Source organism: Bacillus sp. CGMCC 1.16541 (assembly GCF_003184905.1).
Lineage (GTDB): Bacteria > Bacillota > Bacilli > Bacillales > Bacillaceae_H > Priestia.
The window spans coordinates 244,432-265,818 of the sequence record NZ_QFRU01000004.1 but is presented as its reverse complement, the minus strand read 5'-3'; the positions used below and the strand labels follow the sequence as shown (position 1 = coordinate 265,818).

The following is a 21,387-nucleotide window of genomic DNA, read 5'->3' as shown; positions in this document are numbered from 1 at the left end:
GTAACTCCTCCTTTTTCTTTTTATTAGTTTCACCTTCTTTACCAAGAATATGAAAAGAAGTAAAAAAACCTGTTGACTGAATGCTCATTCATAATTACAATAAAACTAACAATATTATCTGAAAATTTATTATAGTCAAACACCTAAGAGCCGACTATAATGAGGATGAAAGGAGTTTTCAGCGTGGATGTTTTAGTATGGATCAACCTCGTCTTATTCCTAATTGTAACCGCTTACGCATTATCGTTGTTTGTGTACCTGATCAAAACCCGTATTGCGTATATTCAGTTAGGAAAGAAAGTGGAGTTTGACCGCAAATTTAAAGAGCGTCTTGATAAAGTTTGGGTGAACGTTTTTGGACAAAAGAAGTTATTGAAAGATAAAAAGAGTGGCATTATGCATGTCATGTTCTTTTACGGCTTCATCCTTGTACAATTCGGTGCCATTGATTTTATTTTAAAAGGACTTATTCCAGGGGCTCACTTACCATTAGGCCCGTTATATCCTGCATTTACTTTCTTCCAAGAGATTGTCACACTCACCATCTTAGTTGCTGTTATTTGGGCATTTCACCGTCGTTATGTTGAAAAATTAGTTCGTTTAAAAAGGGGCTTTAAATCCGGACTTGTTTTAATCTTCATTGGTTCATTAATGTTATCCGTCTTATTTGGAAATGGAATGTCAATCATTTGGCATGAACATAGCTTAACGTGGACAGAGCCTGTTGCATCTGCTTTTGCTTTCCTATTAGGTGGCATCAATGAAACAGTTGCCATTGCTTTGTTCTATGTATCATGGTGGATTCACTTACTAGTTTTGCTTGCATTTTTAGTGTATGTACCACAATCAAAGCACGCACATTTAATTGCAGGTCCAGCAAACGTCTTTTTTACTCGCTTATCCAATCCTGGAAAGCTTGAAAAGATTGATTTTGAAGATGAATCTCAAGAATCTTTCGGTGTTGGGAAAATTGAAGATTTTACGCAATCGCAATTAATTGACCTGTATGCTTGTGTAGAATGTGGACGATGTACAAACATGTGTCCTGCCACAGGTACAGGAAAAATCCTATCACCGATGGATTTAATTGTTAAACTGCGTGATCACTTAACTGAAAAAGGAGCAGTCGTTACATCAAAAGCTCCTTGGGTACCAACATATGCATTTGCAAACACAAAAGGAAATCAGCTAGCTATGATGGCTGCTGGTAGCGGAAGTGTTGAAGCAGCTGCGACAACTGAGTACAATCCTTCTTTAATTGGTGATGTTATCACAGAAGAAGAAATTTGGGCATGTACAACATGTCGTAACTGTGAAGATCAATGTCCAGTTATGAATGAACACGTTGATAAAATTATTGATCTACGTCGTTTCCTTGTTTTAACAGAAGGGAAAATGGACGCAGATGCTCAGCGTGCAATGACAAATATTGAGCGTCAAGGTAACCCGTGGGGATTAAACCGTAAAGAGCGTGAAACTTGGCGTGAAGCACGTGAAGATGTGCATGTTCCAACGGTAAAAGAAATGAGTAAAGCTGGCGGAGAATTTGAGTATTTATTCTGGGTCGGTTCAATGGGTTCATATGACAATCGCAGTCAAAAGATTGCACTATCTTTCGCGAAACTATTAAACGAAGCTGACGTGAAATTTGCGATTCTCGGTAATAAAGAGAAAAACTCAGGAGACACACCGCGTCGCTTAGGAAACGAATTCCTATTTCAAGAGCTTGCAACAAAGAATATTGAAGAGTTTGCAAAAAATGATGTGAAGAAAATTGTCACGATTGATCCCCACGCATACAACATCTTTAAAAATGAATACCCAGACTTTGGTTTAGAAGCAGAAGTCTATCATCATACGGAACTATTAGATCAGCTTGTGAAAGAAGGCAAGTTGAAGCCAACATTTGAAGTAAACGAAACGATTACCTTCCATGACTCTTGTTATTTAGGTCGCTATAACGAAGTGTATGACCCACCACGTGAGATTTTAAAATCCATTCCGGGTGTCAAGCTCGTCGAAATGGAACGTAAGCGTGAAACAGGCATGTGTTGTGGAGCAGGTGGGGGCTTAATGTGGACAGAAGAAACCACAGGTCAACGTGTGAATGTTGCACGCACAGAGCAAGCATTAGCAGTTAATCCAAGTGTCATTAGTGCAGGATGTCCGTATTGCTTAACAATGTTAAGTGATGGAACAAAAGCAAAAGAAGTTGAAGAGCAAGTATCCACATACGATGTAGCAGAGCTTCTAGAAAAAGCCGTATTCGGTACACAACAAGAATTAGTGTCTTAATCGTTGAAAGGAAATAGGTGCGTATGCACTATTTCCTTTTGTCTTTAGATGGTGTCGAGCGAGCGTTCAGTCAAAATCATAGGGGAGGAATTTGGTATGAGTCGAACAGTGATTTTAAGTGGTGTCCGTACACCGTTTGGAAAATTAGGGGGAAGTATCAGTTCACTAAAAGCAGCTGAACTAGGTGGAATTGCCATTGAAGAAGCACTAAACCGAGCTGGTGTTGCGAAAGAAGCAGTGGAAGAGGTATTAATGGGGTGTGTGCTACAAGGAGGACAAGGTCAAATTCCTTCGCACCAAGCGAGTCATTACGCAGGTCTTCCTTCACATGTAAAAACAGAGACCATTAACAAAGTGTGTGCATCTGGACTACGTAGTGTCACGATTGCTGATCAAGTGATTCGAGCTGGAGATGAAGAGGTGATTGTTGCAGGTGGTATGGAATCAATGAGCAATGCACCTTATATGCTTCCGAAAGCTCGTTGGGGACTACGAATGGGCGACGGTGCTGTGAAAGATTTAATGATTCATGATGGCTTAACATGTAGCTTTACAGGCGTGCAAATGGGTACGTACGGCAATGATATTTCAAAGGAAATGGATATCTCAAGAGAAGCGCAAGATCAATGGGCGTTTCGTAGTCATCAACTGGCGGTGGCGGCTCATGAAGAAGGAAAATTTCGTGATGAAATTGTGGACGTGAAAGTGCCACAGCGTAAAGGTGAGCCACTTGTTGTGTCAAAAGACGAAGCACCAAGAAAAGATACATCGATTGAAAAGTTATCGACCCTTCGACCAGTGTTTGGTCAATCTGGAACCATTACGGCAGGGAACGCGCCAGGAGTAAACGACGGAGCGGCGGCGCTTGTTTTAATGAGTGAAGAACGAGCATTAAAAGAAGGCAAAAAGCCACTTGCGACTATTTTAGGTCATGCATCGTTAGCAGGAGAGCCGAAAGACTTCCCGAAAACACCAGGACTTGTCATTACAAAACTATTAGAGAAAACAGGTAAAACAGTCGCAGATATTGACCTTTTTGAGATTAACGAAGCGTTTGCGGCTGTAGCCTTAATTAGTATGAAGTTAGCAGATATTCCAGAGGGGAAAGTTAATGTAAACGGTGGAGCTGTAGCACTTGGACATCCAATTGGCGCAAGTGGTGCACGTATCATTGTCACACTCATTCATGAGCTGAAGCGTCGTGGCGGCGGCATTGGCATTGCATCGATCTGTAGCGGTGGCGGCCAAGGTGACGCGATTATGATTCAAGTAGATTAAGAGAGAAACAGGGGGATGAATATGAACATAAAAAAAGTAATGGTTATAGGGGCAGGACAAATGGGGTCTGGTATTGCACAAGTGTTTGCAATGGCTGGATATGAAGTGAAACTTCAAGACTTACAAGAAGATTTTTTACAGCGTGGGATGAACACGATTGAAAAAAATTTAAACCGACAAGTAGAAAAAGGAAAGTTATCAAGTGATGACCGAGATCAAATCTTAAGTCGTTTACAGCCAACTGTGGAAGTAGAAGCAGTAAAAGAAGTGGATTTAGTCGTTGAAGCCATTGTTGAAAACATGGATGTGAAAACGAAGTTGTTTGCAAAGTTAGACGAACTAGCGCCTGCACATACCATTTTAGCATCAAATACATCTTCGTTACCAATTACAGAAATTGCAGCTGCAACAAACAGACCAGAACAAGTCATTGGCATGCACTTTATGAATCCAGTTCCTGTTATGAAACTAGTAGAGATTATTCGTGGGTTAGCAACGAGTGATGATGTGTATCAAGCGATTTATGATACAACGAACGTCTTAAATAAAGTTCCAGTTGAGGTAAATGACTTTCCAGGCTTCGTTTCAAATCGTATTTTAATGCCAATGATTAACGAAGCAATCTATACATTGTACGAAGGGGTAGCAACGAAAGAAGCCATTGACGATGTCATGAAACTTGGAATGAACCATCCGATGGGGCCGTTGACGCTTGCTGATTTTATTGGGCTTGATACGTGTCTGTATATTATGGAAACACTTCACGAAGGATTTGGCGATGATAAATACCGACCATGTCCACTTTTGCGTAAATACGTAAAAGCAGGTTGGTTAGGAAAGAAAACAGGCAGAGGCTTTTATCAATACGACTAATCTCTTAGGGGGGACAACATGATTCCATTAACAGAAGAACAAAAGATGATGCAAACAATGGTAAGAGACTTTGCCATAAATGAAATTGAACCGTTTGTTGAAAAGATGGAACAGGGACAGTTTCCACGTGACATCTTGAAAAAAATGGGTGAACTAGGGTTGATGGGAATTCCAGTATCAGAAGAGTATGGCGGTTCTGGCATGGACTTTTTATCTTATATCATTGCGATTCATGAGATCTCAAAAGTAAGTGCGACAGTCGGAGTGATTTTATCGGTTCATACATCAGTTGGCACGAATCCTATTTTGTACTTTGGAACAGAGCAACAAAAACAAAAGTACGTACCTAAACTAGCGACTGGGGAGTATTTAGGAGCGTTTTGTTTAACTGAACCACAAGCAGGATCAGACGCAGCAAGCTTAAAAACTAGAGCGCGTAAAGAAGATGATGCGTATATCTTAAATGGCTCAAAAGTCTTCATTACAAATGGGGGCGAAGCGGATACGTATATCGTCTTTGCTACAACAAACGCAGAGTTAGGCAGTAAAGGGGTTACTGCGTTTATTGTTGAAAAAGAAATGGCTGGTTTCCACATTGGAAAAGACGAACAAAAAATGGGCTTATATGGTTCAAGAACGGTTCAAATTACTTTAGAAGATGTACGTGTTCCGCTTGAAAACCGTTTAGGAGAAGAAGGCGAAGGGTTCAAAATCGCGATGGCGAACTTAGACGTTGGAAGAATTGGAATTGCCGCACAGTCGTTAGGCATTGCTGAGGCAGCTTTAACGAAAGCGACGCAATACGCAGAAGAGCGGCATCAATTTGGAAAACCAATTTCAAGGCAACAAGGAATTGCCTTTAAGTTAGCTGATATGGCAACAAGTGTAGAAGCTGCAAAACTATTAACCTATCAAGCTGCTTATTTACGTGCAAACAACATGCCATGTGGTAAGCAAGCATCGATGGCAAAATTATTCGCCTCACACACGGCTATGAATGTGACGACAGAAGCCATTCAAGTATTTGGAGGTTACGGTTATACGAAAGACTACCCAGTTGAGCGTTATTTCCGTGACGCTAAAGTGTGTGAGATTTACGAAGGTACAAGTGAAATTCAACGAATTGTCATTAGTAAACATTTATAAAACGGGGGATGAAATTATGTATTTTAAACTATCAGAAGAGCATGAAATGATTCGTAAAATGGTGAGAGACTTTGCAAAAAATGAAGTAGAACCAACAGCGGCAGAGCGTGATGAAGAAGAGAGATTCGATCGTGACATTTTTGATAAAATGGCAGACCTCGGACTAACTGGTATTCCTTGGCCTGAACAGTACGGCGGAATTGGAAGCGATTACTTGGCTTATTGTATTGCGGTTGAAGAGTTATCACGTGTCTGTGCATCAACAGGGGTAACGTTATCTGCTCATACGTCATTAGCAGGTTGGCCGATTTACAAATTTGGTACAGAAGAGCAAAAGCAAAAGTATTTAAAACCGATGGCACAAGGAAAAAGCATTGGAGGATATGGCTTAACAGAGCCAGGTTCTGGTTCAGATGCGGGTGGCCTACGCACAACAGCTAAAAAAGATGGCGATGATTACATTTTAAATGGGTCAAAAATCTTTATCACGAATGGTGGAATTGCTGATTTCTATGTTGTCTTTGCATTGACAGATCCAAATCAGAAACAACGTGGAACGACTGCATTTATCGTTGACAAAGACATGAAAGGTTTTTCAGTTGGGAAGAAAGAAAGCAAACTTGGTATTCGCTCATCACCAACGACAGAAATTATGTTTGAAGATTGCCGAGTGCCGAAAGAAAACGTGTTAGGTGAAGAAGGCGACGGCTTTAAGGTAGCCATGATGACTTTAGACGGCGGCCGCAACGGCATTGCTGCTCAGGCCGTTGGGATTGCACAAGGAGCGCTTGATGCGGCCGTGGCTTATGCGAAAGAGCGTCATCAATTTGGCAAGCCGATTATTGCGCAACAAGGAATTGCCTTTAAATTAGCGGATATGGCGACAAGCATTGAAGCGGCACGTTTATTAACGTACCAAGCAGCTTGGTTAGAATCAGAAGGTCTTCCTTACGGTAAAGAATCTGCGATGTCGAAGCTTTATGCAGGGGATGCAGCCATGAAAGTCACAACAGAAGCGGTTCAAGTATTTGGTGGCTATGGCTATACAAAAGACTATCCTGTTGAGCGCTTTATGCGTGATGCAAAAATCACTCAGATTTATGAAGGAACACAAGAAATTCAACGTCTTGTGATTTCTAGATATTTAGGAAAGTAAAATTTAGCTGTTAAATGAGGTGGAGGGTTTGAAGAAACGAGAAGTACCGGCTTCTGTCAAAGATGAGCGTTTAATAGAGAAACGACGTAATGAAATGGTCAAAGGAGCGGTAAATCTTTTTAAAGAAAAAGGGTTTCATCGTACAACGACAAGAGAAATTGCGAAGTCTTCAGGTTTTAGCATTGGTACCTTATACGAGTATATTCAAACGAAAGAGGATGTCCTCTACCTTGTTTGTGACAGTATCTATGACCAAGTTCGCCAACGCTTAGAACAGGCCATTCATACAGAGCAATACACCTTAAGAAATTTAGAGAAAGCAATTGAAAACTATTTCAAGGTAGTGGATGAGTTACAAGATGAGGTCCTTGTCATGTACCAAGAGGCAAAGTCGTTATCAAAAGATGCACTGCCCTACGTCTTAAATAAAGAAGTTGAGATGGTCGGTATGTTTGAAACGATTATTCAAGGTTGTGTTCTAAATCATGAGTGTTCGTTAACAGAAAAAGAAATTCAATTGCTGGCTCATCATATTTTTGTTCAAGGTCAAATGTGGGCGTTTAGGAGATGGGCTTTGCATCGTCTATATAGTCTTGAAGAATACACAAAGATGCAAATCAAATTTTTATTACAAGATTTCTCGCGTCAAACGACGTGTTAACAAGGGGGATTTTACGTGTCGGGGTATAAATTAAAAAATCATGTACGTTTTGTGACAGCTTCTAGTTTATTTGATGGTCATGATGCTTCTATTAATATTATGCGTCGTATTCTGCAAGCTGGCGGGGCAGAGGTGATTCACTTAGGTCATAACCGTTCGGTTGAGGAAATTGTGAATGCAGCGATTCAAGAAGATGTGCAAGGAATTGCCATCTCTTCGTATCAAGGTGGTCATGTTGAATACTTTAAGTACATGTATGATTTGTTAAAAGAAAGAGGCGCCTCACACATCCGCATCTATGGTGGTGGCGGTGGTGTCATTATTCCGCGAGAAATTGATGAGCTTCATGAATATGGGATTGCACGCATTTTCTCACCGGAAGACGGAAGAGAGTTAGGATTACAAGGGATGATTGATGTCATGCTTCAAGAGTGTGATTTTACAACGATTCAACATCTTGAAAGTGATGTAGCACACTTGTCTCCTTCAAATCATCTCTCCATTGCACGCCTTATTAGTTTAGTAGAAAACGCTCACCAATTAGTGGATGAACATGCGGCTACGTTAGAAGAAGTGAGAACGAAGAGTAGCGAGGAAAAGAAGGTAGCTCCTGTCATTGGGATTACAGGCACAGGGGGAGCAGGTAAAAGTTCATTAACAGACGAGTTAGTAAGACGCTTTTTAACAGAAGTAAAAGATATTCACATTGCGGTCCTTTCTGTTGACCCAACGAAACAAAAAACAGGGGGCGCTTTGCTGGGTGACCGCATCCGTATGAACTCTGTTTCCTCCTCACGTATCTATATGAGAAGTTTGGCGACGCGTCAATCAGGAACAGAGTTATCAACAGCTATTAAAGATGCCATTTCAATTGTACGAAAAGCAGGCTTTGACTTGGTTATTGTTGAAACGAGTGGGATTGGGCAAGCTGATGCACAAATTAAGGACATTTCAGATGTGTCTCTTTATGTGATGACAAGTGAGTTTGGAGCACCATCTCAATTAGAAAAAATTGAAATGATTGACTACGCAGACTTTGTTGTCATTAACAAGTTTGAAAAGAAAGGTTCGTTAGATGCGAAACGTCAAGTTCAAAAGCAATATCAACGAAATCATGTTTTATTTGAAAAAAACATTGATGAAATGCCTGTATACGGAACCATCGCGAGTCAATTTAATGATGTTGGGACGAATACATTCTTTGCTAAGTTGTTAGATCGTGTGAATGAAAAGTTCGAATTAAATTGGCAAACGACATTAGAAGTAGCAGCCATAGTTGAAAAGCAAAACATCATCATTCCAAATGAAAAACAGCAATACTTACGAGAGATTTCAGATACGGTTCGTACGTATCATAAGCATGCTGAAGAACAAGTTGAAATCGCGCGCAAGTTTTATCAACTTGAAGGGGCGTTAGAAGAAGTTCGTGATGAACCAGTCGTTCAAACGTTAACATCTGTAAAAGATCAGTATGAAGAAAAGTTGACGCAAGAATCAAAACACATTTTAAAGACGTGGGATGAAACAAAGAAAGCATACAGTGGTGACAAGTTAATTACAAAAGTTCGTGACAAAGAAATTGTCACGGTTCTTCGTACTGAAACATTATCAGGACTATCTATTCCGAAAGTTGCATTACCAAAGTTCAAAGAATACGGAGAGATTTTACGTTGGGTGTATCGAGAAAACGTTCCTGGAGTATTCCCATTTACAGCGGGAGTGTTTCCATTTAAGCGCGAAGGAGAAGATCCAAAGCGACAATTCGCGGGTGAAGGAACGCCTGAGCGTACAAACCGACGCTTCCATTACTTATCAAAAGATGATGATGCAAAGCGCTTAAGTACAGCATTTGACTCGGTTACCCTTTACGGAGAGGATCCAGATTACCGTCCGGATATTTTCGGAAAGATTGGTGAAAGTGGGGTCAATGTTTGTTCTCTTGATGATATGAAAAAACTCTATAAAGGCTTTGACTTATGTGCACCATCTACATCAGTTTCCATGACGATTAATGGTCCCGCACCTATTATTTTGGCGATGTTTATGAACACAGCGATTAGTCAGCAAATCGAGAAAAAAGAAGCTGAGTTGGGGCGTATACTAACGTTAGAAGAATATACAGAGGTGAAGAAGCGTACGTTGCAACAAGTGCGTGGAACGGTTCAAGCGGATATCTTAAAAGAAGATCAAGGTCAAAATACATGCATTTTCTCAACCGAATTTGCGTTAAAGATGATGGGGGATATCCAAGAGTATTTTATTGGAAATCAAGTGCGTAATTATTACTCTGTCTCCATTTCGGGATACCATATTGCAGAAGCAGGAGCAAACCCAATTTCACAGCTTGCTTTTACATTAGCAAATGGGTTTACGTATGTAGAGTACTATTTAAGTCGCGGGATGAACATTGATGATTTCGCACCAAACCTTTCATTCTTCTTCAGCAATGGCCTAGACCCAGAATATAGCGTAATTGGCCGTGTAGCACGTCGCATTTGGGCTGTTGTGATGCGAGATAAATACGGAGCGAATGAACGTAGTCAAAAGTTAAAGTATCATGTACAAACATCAGGTCGCTCGTTGCATGCACAAGAAATTGACTTTAATGACATTCGTACAACGTTACAAGCCTTAATGGCGTTGCATGATAACTGTAACTCTCTTCATACAAATGCCTATGATGAAGCAATTACAACACCAACGGAAGAATCCGTTCGTCGTGCGATGGCCATTCAGATGATTATTACAAAAGAACACGGATTAACAAAGAATGAAAATCCACTTCAAGGAGCTTTTATCATCGAAGAGTTAACAGACTTAGTAGAAGAAGCGGTTTTACAAGAGTTTGAGCGAATGAGTGACCGTGGTGGTGTATTAGGAGCCATGGAAATGCAATATCAACGTGGTAAAATCCAAGACGAATCCATGTATTATGAAATGAAAAAGCATACAGGTGAACTTCCGATTATTGGTGTCAACACATACCTAAATCCAAATCCGCCTTCAAAAGAAGAATTGAATGAAATTGAATTAGCGCGTGCTTCAAACGAAGAGAAGACGTATCAAATTAAACAGCTTCAACAATTCCAAGAGCAGCATCGTCATGAAAGTGATGAAGCGCTTGAAAAGTTAAAAGCCGTCGCTAAAGCAAATGGAAATATCTTTGAAGAGTTAATGGAAACGGTAAAGGTAGCAAGTCTTGGTCAAATTACAAAAGCACTTTATGAAGTAGGCGGTCAATACCGTCGTAACATGTAAAAGAAAAGAAGCTGAGAAAACAACCTTGTTTGGCTCAGGCCACAACAACCCTTGCCCACAAAATCCTGTAGTAGTAGCAATGGATAGAGAGGCAGGGGTTGTTGCATGTACATGTTCTTTTTTAGCTTTCGCTACTTCTGTCTTAAACTCTTTCTTTCTACACATAGTTTTTTAAAAGGAACACTAGCATAAATGTATTGAATTTGTTTATAATGAATGGTATGTATTTATTCATTTCCATCATTTTGCACGTATGATGCACGTATGAAATAGATTTTATGTATACATAGAAAGGATGTGCCTAATTTGAGTCTAGCACAATACTCAAACAAGCAATTAAAAGAGATGTCAATGATTGGACTAACTTATACGCTTCTTTCTGAGAAAAAAGACCGTACACCAATGTCTTTTCAAGAAATCATGGAAGAAGTAAAAACCATCTTAGAATTGACTGATGAAGAAGTAAAAGCGAAAATCGCACAATTTTATACAGATTTAAACATTGATGGTCGTTTCATTTCTGTGGGAGAGAATCGCTGGGGTTTACGCAGCTGGTACCCATACGATCAAATCGATGAAGAAGTACTTCCAGTTGCAAAGCCAAAGAAGAAAAAGGCAAAGAAAGCTGTGGCTGAAGACATTGAAGACTTTGATGATTTAGATGAAGAAGATCTAGATTATGAAGATTTAGATGTCCTTGATGATGACGACGATGAAGATGAAGAAGAATTTGAAAGCATTGATGCAGACGAATTTGACGATGAATCAATCGAAGATGAAGAAGAAGACTATGATTTAGAGGACGAAGAACTAGAAGATGATTTAGATTACGAAGAAGAGGAAGAAGAAGATAAATAATCGTCTCTTGACTTTTTAGGTTGAAATGGGTAGAATCTTTTTTGGGCTCTTCAAGTAAGGATTCTAGTAAATAGAATCTACGTATATAGATAATTGCTCCCAATCCTTTTAGGTATTGGGAGCAATTTTTTTGTTTTTCACCAACATAAAACGGTTATTTTAGAGGCTTTCATGAATGAATGACAATGGTTTATGTGAACACTTTTAATATTGTATTACTTCAATTTTGAGGGGGAAGAAAAAATGACAAAATATATTTTTGTAACAGGTGGCGTAGTGTCATCTTTAGGAAAAGGAATCACAGCAGCATCATTAGGACGTTTATTAAAAAACAGAGGATTAAATGTAACGATTCAAAAGTTTGATCCATATATCAACGTAGACCCAGGTACAATGAGTCCTTATCAACATGGTGAGGTATTCGTAACTGACGATGGTGCTGAGACAGATTTAGATTTAGGTCACTATGAGCGTTTTATCGATATTAACTTAAACAAGTACAGCAACGTTACAACAGGTAAAGTATATTCAACAGTTTTACGTAAAGAGCGTCGCGGTGACTACTTAGGTGGTACAGTGCAAGTAATTCCCCACATTACAAATGAAATTAAAGAGCGTGTATTTCGTGCTGGTAAAGAAACAAATGCAGATGTGGTTATTACAGAAATCGGTGGAACAGTAGGGGATATTGAATCATTACCATTCTTAGAAGCGATTCGCCAAATTAAGAGTGACATCGGAAGAGACAACGTGATGTACATTCACTGTACGCTTGTTCCTTACATCAAAGCGGCTGGTGAAATGAAAACAAAACCAACACAGCATAGCGTAAAAGAATTACGCAGCTTAGGTATTCAACCAAATGTTATTGTTGTTCGTACAGAAATGCCAATCTCTGATGACATGAAAGACAAATTGGCTTTATTCTGTGACATTGACTCAAAAGCAGTTATTGAGTGTCGTGATGCAGAGACATTATACGAAGTACCTTTAGCGTTACAACAACAAAAACTCGATCAAATTACATGCGACCACTTAAAATTAGATTCTAAAGAGCCAGACATGGCAGAGTGGACAGCGCTAGTAGAAAAAGTGAAAAGTTTATCAAAAACAACAAAGATTGCGCTTGTTGGTAAGTATGTAGAACTGCAAGATGCATACATTTCAGTTGTAGAAGCGTTACGTCATGCTGGATACGCGTTTGATGCAGATGTAAACGTGAAGTGGGTTAACTCTGAACACGTGACAACTGAAAACGCAAAAGAATTACTATCAGATGTTGATGGGATCTTAGTTCCAGGTGGATTTGGCGATCGTGGTGTTGAAGGTAAGATTGTTGCAACACAATATGCACGTGAAAATAAAGTGCCTTTCTTAGGGATTTGCTTAGGAATGCAACTGGCTTCAGTTGAATATGCACGTAACGTATTAGGTTTAACAGACGCTCATTCAGCTGAGCTTAACCCTGAAACAACAAATCCAATTATTGATTTATTACCGGAACAAAAGGATGTAGAAGACTTAGGTGGAACATTACGTTTAGGTTTATATCCTTGTAAATTAACAGAAGGTTCATTAGCGTATGAAGCATACCAAGATGAAGTGGTTTATGAGCGTCATCGTCATCGTTATGAGTTCAACAACGAGTATCGTCAAGCGATGGAAAAAGAAGGATTTATCTTCTCGGGTACAAGCCCAGATGGTCGTTTAGTTGAAATTATTGAATTAAAAGATCACCCTTGGTTTGTTGCATCACAATTCCATCCAGAGTTTAAATCACGTCCGACAAGACCTCAACCTCTATTCAGAGATTTTGTTCGCGCGTCAATTGAACTTGGTGAAAATAAATAATGATCATAAAAGCCGTCCCAATTGGGGCGGCTTTTGTTGTTATTCGTATTCTTCAATCATTTCTTTCATCGTAAATGCTAAGCCATGGTAAGCGTATAACGCAGTCATTGTTGCAGGAAACCCAAAGCGTATTCCATCTTCACCAGGGATTAGTGGTTTTAGAAGTTTTGTGTCAATGTGTACATCTGTTATAGAATGAACAGATTCACTTTCAACCTCTTTTGGAATCGTCCCAATACTAACAGTCGGAATGCCCTTTTCCTGTAATTGTTTTGCAACCTTGATAACTTTTTCATTCGTTGAGAAGCGAGAAACAAGTAGTACGCGATCAACAGATGTGATGTCATCAGAGGATACAAAAGGTTTTGCATAAGGAAGCGGCTCTTCGCTTATGGTTGCTTCTAATGTAACAGCCTCCATCTCTTCAACTCCATAGACATAAATGATACCGTCTCCTACCGCTGCTTGTGCTAATACACGTGCACCATCTTCTATATTCAATTCTTCTTTTTCATCAATTCGCTTAAATAACCCTGTTAGTTGCGTTGTGAAAATTTTAAGCATGTTGTTTGTCACCTTTCTCTTTTTTCATTCTGTTAGTCATTATAACGAAAGTGCATACACAAAGAAAGGAAACGAACGAGACCGAATGTAGACAAACAAAAGGTTTTATTCATTATGTTACTATATAAAATGGACGCTTCCTCCTTGTTCGAATGAACGGATTAAAATGGGGTATTTTTACTAAATTGTAATAAAATAGAACCTTCTTATTAGTAAAGAAACGAATCATTTATAGATAGACTATTTTTAAAAGAGATGAGCTATTCAGACAATCCTTGTAGCATTTTGTTAGAAAAGAAGGGATTTTATTATTCAAGTCGAAATATAGAAATAGTTATGTTTAAGAGGGATTTCTTATAAAAGGTGGGGTTACATTGAAAGAGAATATTTTAATTGTTGACGATCAGTACGGAATTCGGATTTTATTAACCGAAGTCTTACAAAAAGAAGGATATAATACATTTCAAGCTGCAAATGGATTTCAAGCAATTGAAATTGCACAGAAGCAAACACCAGATTTAGTGTTATTAGACATGAAAATTCCTGGGATGGATGGAATTGAAATTTTGAAAAGGCTAAAAGAACATGACCCTGATATTAAAGTGATTATCATGACCGCTTACGGTGAATTAGATATGATTCAGGAGTCAAAAGACCTAGGTGCTTTAACGCACTTCGCCAAGCCGTTTGATATTGATGAAATACGCCAGGCTGTTAAACAGTATTTACCAGTTAGGGCAAATGAAGCGTAATCATTTTTAAAAAGCCAAACATTTTTTGAATATCTGCTCAAAAATGTTGCTGTTTTGCTTTATAGTTGGTATCCTAATTACTGTGATTGACTATTCGACAAGTTTAGATATTATAGTCTCATTACATGAAAGTTTCATTCAGGAACATACTATGTACGTCAAGCTTTTCGAATAGTACTGATAATGGCTTATCTCAAGGAGGATTTATCATGCCTTTAGTATCAATGACAGAAATGCTAAATAAAGCAAAAGCAGAAGGTTATGCAGTAGGTCAATTCAACTTAAATAACTTAGAATTCACTCAAGCAATTCTTCAAGCTGCACAAGAAGAAAACTCCCCAGTTATTCTTGGTGTATCTGAAGGTGCTGCACGTTACATGGGTGGTTTCAAAACAATCGTAGCATTAGTAAAAGCTTTAATGGATGAGTACAAAGTAACTGTTCCAGTTGCAATTCACTTAGACCACGGTTCAAGCTTTGAATCATGTGCAAAAGCAATTCATGCAGGTTTTACATCTGTTATGATCGATGCTTCTCATGACCCATTCGAACAAAACATTGCAACAACTTCTAAAGTAGTAGAGTTAGCTCACTTCCACGGTGTATCTGTTGAAGCAGAGTTAGGTGTTGTTGGTGGACAAGAAGATGATGTAATTGCTGATGGTGTTATTTACGCTGATGCAAACGAGTGTGAAGAACTTGTTAAACGTACAGGTATTGACTGCCTAGCACCAGCGTTAGGATCTGTTCATGGTCCTTACAAAGGTGAACCAAACCTAGGTTTCGCTGAAATGGAAGACATCGGTAAGCGTACAGGTGTACCTTTAGTACTTCATGGTGGTACTGGTATCCCAACAAAAGATATCCAAAAAGCGATTTCTTTAGGAACAGCAAAAATTAATGTAAACACTGAGAACCAAATTGCTTCTGCTAAAACAGTTCGTGAAGTATTAGCTGCACAACCAGAGCAATACGATCCACGTAAATACTTAGGGCCAGCTCGTGATGCAATCAAGGAAACGGTACAAGGTAAAATGCGTGAGTTCGGTTCTTCTAATAAAGCGTAATAGAAGTCTTTCTTCTATTAAAGCTTCATTCAGAAACCGCCTTATGAGTAGGGCGGTTTCTCTTTAATCAAAAAAAGTAAGCGTTTCCTTTTGGGAGATATAGTTATCATAAATTGTTTAAAGGAAACAGAAGGCATCTTAAAAATATGGGATATTCATCAAAACAACGGGGGAATGGACGATGAAATTTTTTATTGATACAGCTAACTTAAGCGAAATAAAAGAAGCGCATTCATTGGGTCTATTATCAGGGGTGACGACAAATCCAAGTCTAGTAGCAAAAGAAGGGGTTAAGTTTGAAGATCGCTTAAAAGAGATTACTAGCTTTGTGTCTGGTTCTGTTAGTGCTGAAGTCATTGCGACAGATGCAGAGGGTATGATTTCAGAAGGAAAAGAACTGGCAAAAATCGCACCGAACATTACAATTAAAGTACCGATGACGCCAGAAGGACTAAAAGCCGTAAATGTCTTTGCTCGCGAAGGCATTCAAACAAACGTAACGCTTGTCTTTTCTGCGAACCAAGCGTTGTTAGCTGCACGAGCAGGGGCTACATATGTATCACCATTTTTAGGTCGCTTAGATGATCTTGGTCATAATGGTATACAACTAATCTCTGAAATTGCTGACATCTTTTCAATCCATCAGCTTTCAACAGAAATTATTGCAGCATCTATTCGTCATCCGATGCATGTAACAGAAGCAGCATTAAATGGTGCGCATATCGCAACAGTTCCTTACAATGTGTTGATGCAACTATTTAAGCACCCGTTAACAGATTCTGGAATTGAAAAGTTTTTAGCAGATTGGGAAAACCGTAAAGTCTAACATTAAAACAATGTTCTCCTTTCTATTCCAATGTTAACAAGAGATAAAACCGCAATATATGGTTGAGGTTGGATCAAAGAGATTAAATAGCTTCTTTGGCTCAACCTCCATTTTTCTGTAAAATTTACGATTTTATACATGAAAAAATTTTTTTCGTGTAAACTAGTAGGTAATAAGGAAAATAACCATTCTTTTGTTTATTTGATTTCCAAATTATTCCTTATATAATGGATAGGGAAGATAATAGGCATCTTCGCTAGAAAGGAGAAGTAAATGGAAAAATTAAAAATACAAGGTGGATTCACACTTAGTGGAGAAGTTCGGGTGAGTGGAGCGAAAAATAGTGCGGTAGCTCTTATACCTGCAACTATTTTAGCTGAGTCACCAGTAACAATAGAAGGATTACCAGATATTTCTGATGTGCAAATACTAAGTGACTTAGTAGAAGAGATTGGTGGACAAGTAACATATGAAAATAACGAATTGACTGTTGATCCATCAAGAATGGTTGCGATGCCTTTACCGAGCGGAAAAGTAAAAAGACTACGTGCTTCTTATTATTTAATGGGTGCGATGCTAGGACGTTTTAAGAAAGCGGTTGTAGGTTTGCCTGGAGGGTGTCACCTAGGTCCTCGTCCTATCGATCAACACATTAAAGGGTTTGAAGCGCTTGGTGCGACTGTAACCAATGAACAAGGAGCTATTTATCTACGTGCAGATGAGCTTAGAGGAGCACGGATTTATCTAGATGTTGTGAGTGTAGGAGCTACGATTAATATTATGTTAGCGGCGGTTCGCGCCAAAGGTCGTACAATCATTGAAAATGCAGCAAAAGAACCAGAGATCATTGATGTCGCTACGCTATTAACTAACATGGGCGCAAGGATTAAAGGAGCTGGAACAGACGTTATTCGTATCGATGGTGTAGATGAACTAAAAGGATGTCGTCATTCCATTATTCCAGATCGTATTGAAGCAGGTACGTATATGATTATGGGTGCAGCAATGGGGAAAGAAGTAATCATTGATAATGTTATTCCTCAGCATTTAGAATCAGTTATTGCCAAGCTGAGAGAGATGGGCATTCGGATTGAAACGAGCTCAGACCAGATTCTTATTGCGACACAACCTACTTTAAAAGCAGTTGATATTAAAACATTAGTATATCCAGGGTTTCCAACAGACCTTCAACAACCTTTTACGTCACTCTTAACTAGTGCGACGGGGACAAGCATGGTTACGGATACTATATATGGTGCGCGCTTTAAGCATATTGATGAATTAAGACGAATGAATGCATCGGTAAAAGTAGAAGGACGAGCAGCCATTATTAATGGACCTGTTCAGTTGCAAGGTGCACGTGTGAAAGCATCCGATTTACGTGCGGGTGCAGCGCTTGTAACAGCTGGATTAATGGCAAGAGGAATTACAGAACTTACAGGATTAGAACATGTAGATCGTGGTTATAGCCATCTCGTTGATAAGTTATCAAACTTAGGTGCAATGGTTTGGCGTGAACGAATGACTGAGCTTGAAATTGAGCAATTTCAAAATTCATAATACACATAAATTAGAGCTGTTTGATTGACAACAAGGGGGAGAAGTCAGATGGAACGAAGTTTATCAATGGAGTTAGTACGTGTAACAGAAGCAGCTGCTTTAGCTTCAGCTCGCTGGATGGGTAGAGGAAAGAAAGACGAAGCCGATGATGCAGCTACTTCTGCAATGCGTGATGTGTTTGATACGATTCCAATGAAAGGGACAGTTGTCATTGGAGAAGGGGAAATGGACGAAGCGCCGATGCTTTATATTGGTGAAAAATTAGGGACAGGCTATGGACCGCGAGTAGATGTAGCGGTGGATCCCTTAGAAGGCACAAGTATTGTGGCATCCGGTGGTTGGAATGCGTTAGCTGTTTTAGCTGTGGCAGATCATGGAAACTTGTTACACGCACCTGATATGTACATGGATAAAATTTCCGTTGGACCTGAAGCTGTTGGTCAAATCGATATTAACGCACCTGTTATCGATAATTTAAGAGCGGTGGCCAAAGCGAAGAACAAAGACATTGAAGATGTTGTTGCCACGGTCTTAAATCGTCCAAGACATGAGAAGATTATTAGTGAATTGCGCGAAGCGGGTGCTCGTATCAAATTAATCAATGACGGAGACGTAGCAGGTGCAATTAATACGGCATTTGATCATACAGGTGTTGATATTTTATTTGGATCAGGTGGTGCACCTGAAGGCGTGATTGCAGCTGTTGCTTTAAAATGTCTCGGTGGAGAGTTACAAGGAAAGCTTCTTCCACAAAGCGATGAAGAGTTACAACGTTGCTTAAAAATGGGGATTACAGATGTGAACCGTGTATTATACATGGACGACCTTGTAAAAGGGGACGATGCCATTTTCTCAGCGACAGGTGTAACGGATGGTGAACTTCTAAAAGGTGTTCAGTTTAAAGGGTTAACGGGTACAACTCAATCCATTGTTATGCGTGCAAAATCAGGGACGGTTCGTTTTATTGATGGCAAACATAGCCTGAAGAAAAAACCAAACTTAGTTATTAAACCTTAATCAAGCATCTGAGAACGTTTGGAGTGATAACCACAATGGTTTTCGCTCCTTTCTGTTCTTGTATATTTTACCTATTTCTAACTCGTAACCTTATAATCTAGCAAAAATCAGCGTTCTATGTTTTAGTAGAACGTGGGCTAGAGAAAAAAAGATTGATTAAAAAGATAGAAAAGGGGTAGAATATAAATTGCTACGTTAACTTAATTATTTGTGTAAACGGAAATAGGAAGTTCTATCTTTTAAATGACTTGTCTGAACACATCTAAAAGATTCTACTTATGCATACTTCTAGACTACCTTCTCCATCTTCAATTATACATTCCATCCATATCATATCTCATGTAAACGGTTGAATTTAATATGGGGGAAATCAGAAATTATTTCATTAAATAAAGAGTGGTGTTCCCATGAGTTTGACATTATCGAATTTAGAAAATATGAAATTAAAAGAGTTATACGAACTTGCACGGGAGTATAAAATTTCATACTATGGTAAATTAACAAAAAAAGAGCTTGTATTTGCAATTCTAAAAGCACAAGCAGAACAAGACGGTCTTTTATTTATGGAAGGTGTATTAGAAATTATTCAGTCAGAAGGGTTCGGATTCCTTCGACCAATCAACTATTCACCTAGTTCGGAAGATATTTACATTTCAGCTTCGCAAATTAGACGTTTTGATTTACGTAATGGAGATAAGGTTTCAGGTAAAGTAAGACCACCGAAAGAGAATGAGCGTTATTACGGATTGCTTCATGTAGAAGCAGTCAACGGTGACGATCCAGAGTCGGCAAAAGAACGTGTCCATTTCCCAGCTTTAACGCCAATTTATCCAAATCGCCAAATGGTTTTAGAAACAACTCCACGCAGTTTTTCGACAAGAATCATTGATTTAATTGCACCGATTGGATTTGGTCAAAGGGGCTTAGTTGTTGCACCCCCAAAAGCGGGTAAAACGATGTTGTTAAAAGAAATTGCTAATAGCATTACAACGAACCATCCAGAGGCAGAGCTAATTGTACTGTTAATTGATGAGCGTCCAGAGGAAGTAACGGACATTGAACGTTCGGTTGCAGGTGATGTTGTAAGCTCGACATTCGACGAAGTACCAGAAAATCATATTAAAGTAGCGGAGCTTGTGTTAGAGCGCGCGATGCGTCTTGTTGAACATAAGAAAGACGTAATCATCTTAATGGATAGTATTACACGTCTAGCAAGAGCATATAACCTTGTCATTCCGCCAAGTGGTCGAACGTTATCTGGTGGTATTGACCCAGCTGCGTTCCATCGTCCAAAGCGCTTCTTTGGAGCTGCGAGAAACATTGAAGAGGGCGGAAGCTTAACAATTTTAGCAACGGCACTTGTTGATACGGGATCACGTATGGATGATGTCATTTACGAAGAGTTTAAAGGAACGGGTAACATGGAGCTTCATTTAGACCGTTCGTTAGCAGAGAAACGTATCTTCCCAGCAATCGATATCCGTCGTTCAGGTACGCGAAAAGAAGAGTTACTCATTCCAAAAGAGCATCTTGATCATTTATGGGCGATTCGTAAATCAATGACGGACACACCGGACTTTGTTGAAAAGTTTATGAAACGATTAAGACAAACAAAAACAAACCTTGAGTTTTTCCAAATGTTAGATGAAGAGCGAAAGGCATTGCTTGCTTCGAAAAGGTAATTTATAATGGGTGGCAGTGTGACGTAAAATCTACATGATGAAAGATTGAATGATTGTCAAAACAGGTGGTTGCAAAACGTTAGAACCCTTGTTATAATTTCATCATGTGTGTTGATAAATTACAGTATCAAGTAGTACAAACTATGGATGCTGACGTTTATCGATAAACTCTGTTTCAAAAATGATTCAGGGCGGAAGGAGATGAAAAGAATGAAAGCAGGAATTCATCCAAACTACAAAAAAGTTATGGTGAAATGTACTTGTGGAAACGAATTTGAAAGTGGTTCTGTAAAAGACGAGGTGCGCATCGAGACTTGTTCTGAGTGTCATCCATTTTACACTGGCCGTCAAAAATTCGCTGAAGCTGGTGGACGTGTAGATAGATTCAACAAAAAGTACGGTATTAAATAATCAACATTGTTTAAAGGAACAGGCAAGTAAATTTACCTCTTGCCTGTTTTTTTACTTGTAAAAGCCTTTTTTACGCGAAAAGCATGATTCATGAGAAGTCCAATTTGGACGAACATTTCATATAAATCGTAT

At 39.1% G+C, this 21,387-nt stretch carries 17 protein-coding genes; 16 read left to right on the top strand and 1 reads right to left on the bottom strand.

What is annotated here, in order from left to right:
• The first annotated feature begins 183 nt into the window (after positions 1-183).
• The 9 genes from DIS06_RS07670 (at position 184) to DIS06_RS07630 (ending at position 13,376) form a co-directional block, all read left to right on the top strand.
• Positions 184-2,295, top strand: a complete 2,112-nt coding sequence (locus DIS06_RS07670; RefSeq protein WP_110112654.1) for a (Fe-S)-binding protein — start codon at positions 184-186, stop codon at positions 2,293-2,295.
• A gap of 96 nt (positions 2,296-2,391) precedes the next feature.
• Entirely contained in the window at positions 2,392-3,573 is a 1,182-nt protein-coding gene (locus DIS06_RS07665; protein ID WP_110112653.1) for an acetyl-CoA C-acetyltransferase, read from the top strand.
• A 21-nt stretch (positions 3,574-3,594) separates the two neighbouring features.
• Complete coding sequence (locus DIS06_RS07660) at positions 3,595-4,446, top strand: 3-hydroxybutyryl-CoA dehydrogenase (protein ID WP_110112652.1); 852 nt, start codon at positions 3,595-3,597, stop codon at positions 4,444-4,446.
• Between the two features lie 18 nt (positions 4,447-4,464).
• Complete coding sequence (locus tag DIS06_RS07655; RefSeq protein WP_110112651.1) at positions 4,465-5,592, top strand: acyl-CoA dehydrogenase; 1,128 nt, start codon at positions 4,465-4,467, stop codon at positions 5,590-5,592.
• A 16-nt stretch (positions 5,593-5,608) separates the two neighbouring features.
• On the top strand, positions 5,609-6,748 hold the full coding sequence (locus tag DIS06_RS07650; RefSeq protein WP_110112735.1) for an acyl-CoA dehydrogenase: 1,140 nt from the start codon (positions 5,609-5,611) through the stop codon (positions 6,746-6,748).
• Positions 6,749-6,776: 28 nt separating this feature from the next.
• Positions 6,777-7,409, top strand: coding sequence for a TetR/AcrR family transcriptional regulator (locus DIS06_RS07645; RefSeq protein WP_110112650.1), 633 nt, complete (start codon positions 6,777-6,779; stop codon positions 7,407-7,409).
• A 15-nt stretch (positions 7,410-7,424) separates the two neighbouring features.
• Positions 7,425-10,667 (top strand): fused isobutyryl-CoA mutase/GTPase IcmF, encoded by a 3,243-nt coding sequence (icmF, locus tag DIS06_RS07640; protein WP_239421940.1) that lies wholly within the window; start codon positions 7,425-7,427, stop codon positions 10,665-10,667.
• Between the two features lie 306 nt (positions 10,668-10,973).
• Positions 10,974-11,525, top strand: coding sequence for a DNA-directed RNA polymerase subunit delta (rpoE, locus tag DIS06_RS07635; RefSeq protein WP_110112649.1), 552 nt, complete (start codon positions 10,974-10,976; stop codon positions 11,523-11,525).
• Between the two features lie 243 nt (positions 11,526-11,768).
• Positions 11,769-13,376 carry a CTP synthase gene (locus tag DIS06_RS07630; protein ID WP_110112648.1) on the top strand — a complete coding sequence of 536 codons (1,608 nt, stop codon included), beginning with the start codon at positions 11,769-11,771 and terminating at the stop codon, positions 13,374-13,376.
• A 39-nt stretch (positions 13,377-13,415) separates the two neighbouring features.
• Here the strand turns inward: DIS06_RS07630 and DIS06_RS07625 are convergent, their stop codons facing one another.
• Positions 13,416-13,940 carry a DUF2529 domain-containing protein gene (locus tag DIS06_RS07625; protein ID WP_110112647.1) on the bottom strand — a complete coding sequence of 175 codons (525 nt, stop codon included), beginning with the start codon at positions 13,938-13,940 and terminating at the stop codon, positions 13,416-13,418.
• A 374-nt stretch (positions 13,941-14,314) separates the two neighbouring features.
• On the opposite strand from DIS06_RS07625, the gene DIS06_RS07620 reads away from it, so the two are divergent.
• The 7 genes from DIS06_RS07620 to rpmE all read left to right on the top strand — a co-directional run bounded on the left by DIS06_RS07620 (position 14,315) and on the right by rpmE (position 21,255).
• Positions 14,315-14,692, top strand: coding sequence for a response regulator (locus DIS06_RS07620; protein WP_110112646.1), 378 nt, complete (start codon positions 14,315-14,317; stop codon positions 14,690-14,692).
• Between the two features lie 209 nt (positions 14,693-14,901).
• Positions 14,902-15,759 carry a class II fructose-bisphosphate aldolase gene (locus tag DIS06_RS07615; RefSeq protein WP_110112645.1) on the top strand — a complete coding sequence of 286 codons (858 nt, stop codon included), beginning with the start codon at positions 14,902-14,904 and terminating at the stop codon, positions 15,757-15,759.
• A gap of 181 nt (positions 15,760-15,940) precedes the next feature.
• Positions 15,941-16,585, top strand: coding sequence for a fructose-6-phosphate aldolase (gene fsa, locus DIS06_RS07610; protein ID WP_110112644.1), 645 nt, complete (start codon positions 15,941-15,943; stop codon positions 16,583-16,585).
• A gap of 273 nt (positions 16,586-16,858) precedes the next feature.
• Positions 16,859-18,145 (top strand): UDP-N-acetylglucosamine 1-carboxyvinyltransferase, encoded by a 1,287-nt coding sequence (locus DIS06_RS07605; protein WP_110112643.1) that lies wholly within the window; start codon positions 16,859-16,861, stop codon positions 18,143-18,145.
• Between the two features lie 48 nt (positions 18,146-18,193).
• Entirely contained in the window at positions 18,194-19,162 is a 969-nt protein-coding gene (gene glpX, locus DIS06_RS07600; protein WP_110112642.1) for a class II fructose-bisphosphatase, read from the top strand.
• A 407-nt stretch (positions 19,163-19,569) separates the two neighbouring features.
• Positions 19,570-20,844, top strand: a complete 1,275-nt coding sequence (gene rho / locus DIS06_RS07595; protein ID WP_110112641.1) for a transcription termination factor Rho — start codon at positions 19,570-19,572, stop codon at positions 20,842-20,844.
• A gap of 210 nt (positions 20,845-21,054) precedes the next feature.
• Positions 21,055-21,255: a 50S ribosomal protein L31 gene (gene rpmE, locus DIS06_RS07590; protein WP_110112640.1), complete on the top strand. Its 201-nt coding sequence runs from the start codon at positions 21,055-21,057 to the stop codon at positions 21,253-21,255.
• Positions 21,256-21,387 lie beyond the last annotated feature (132 nt).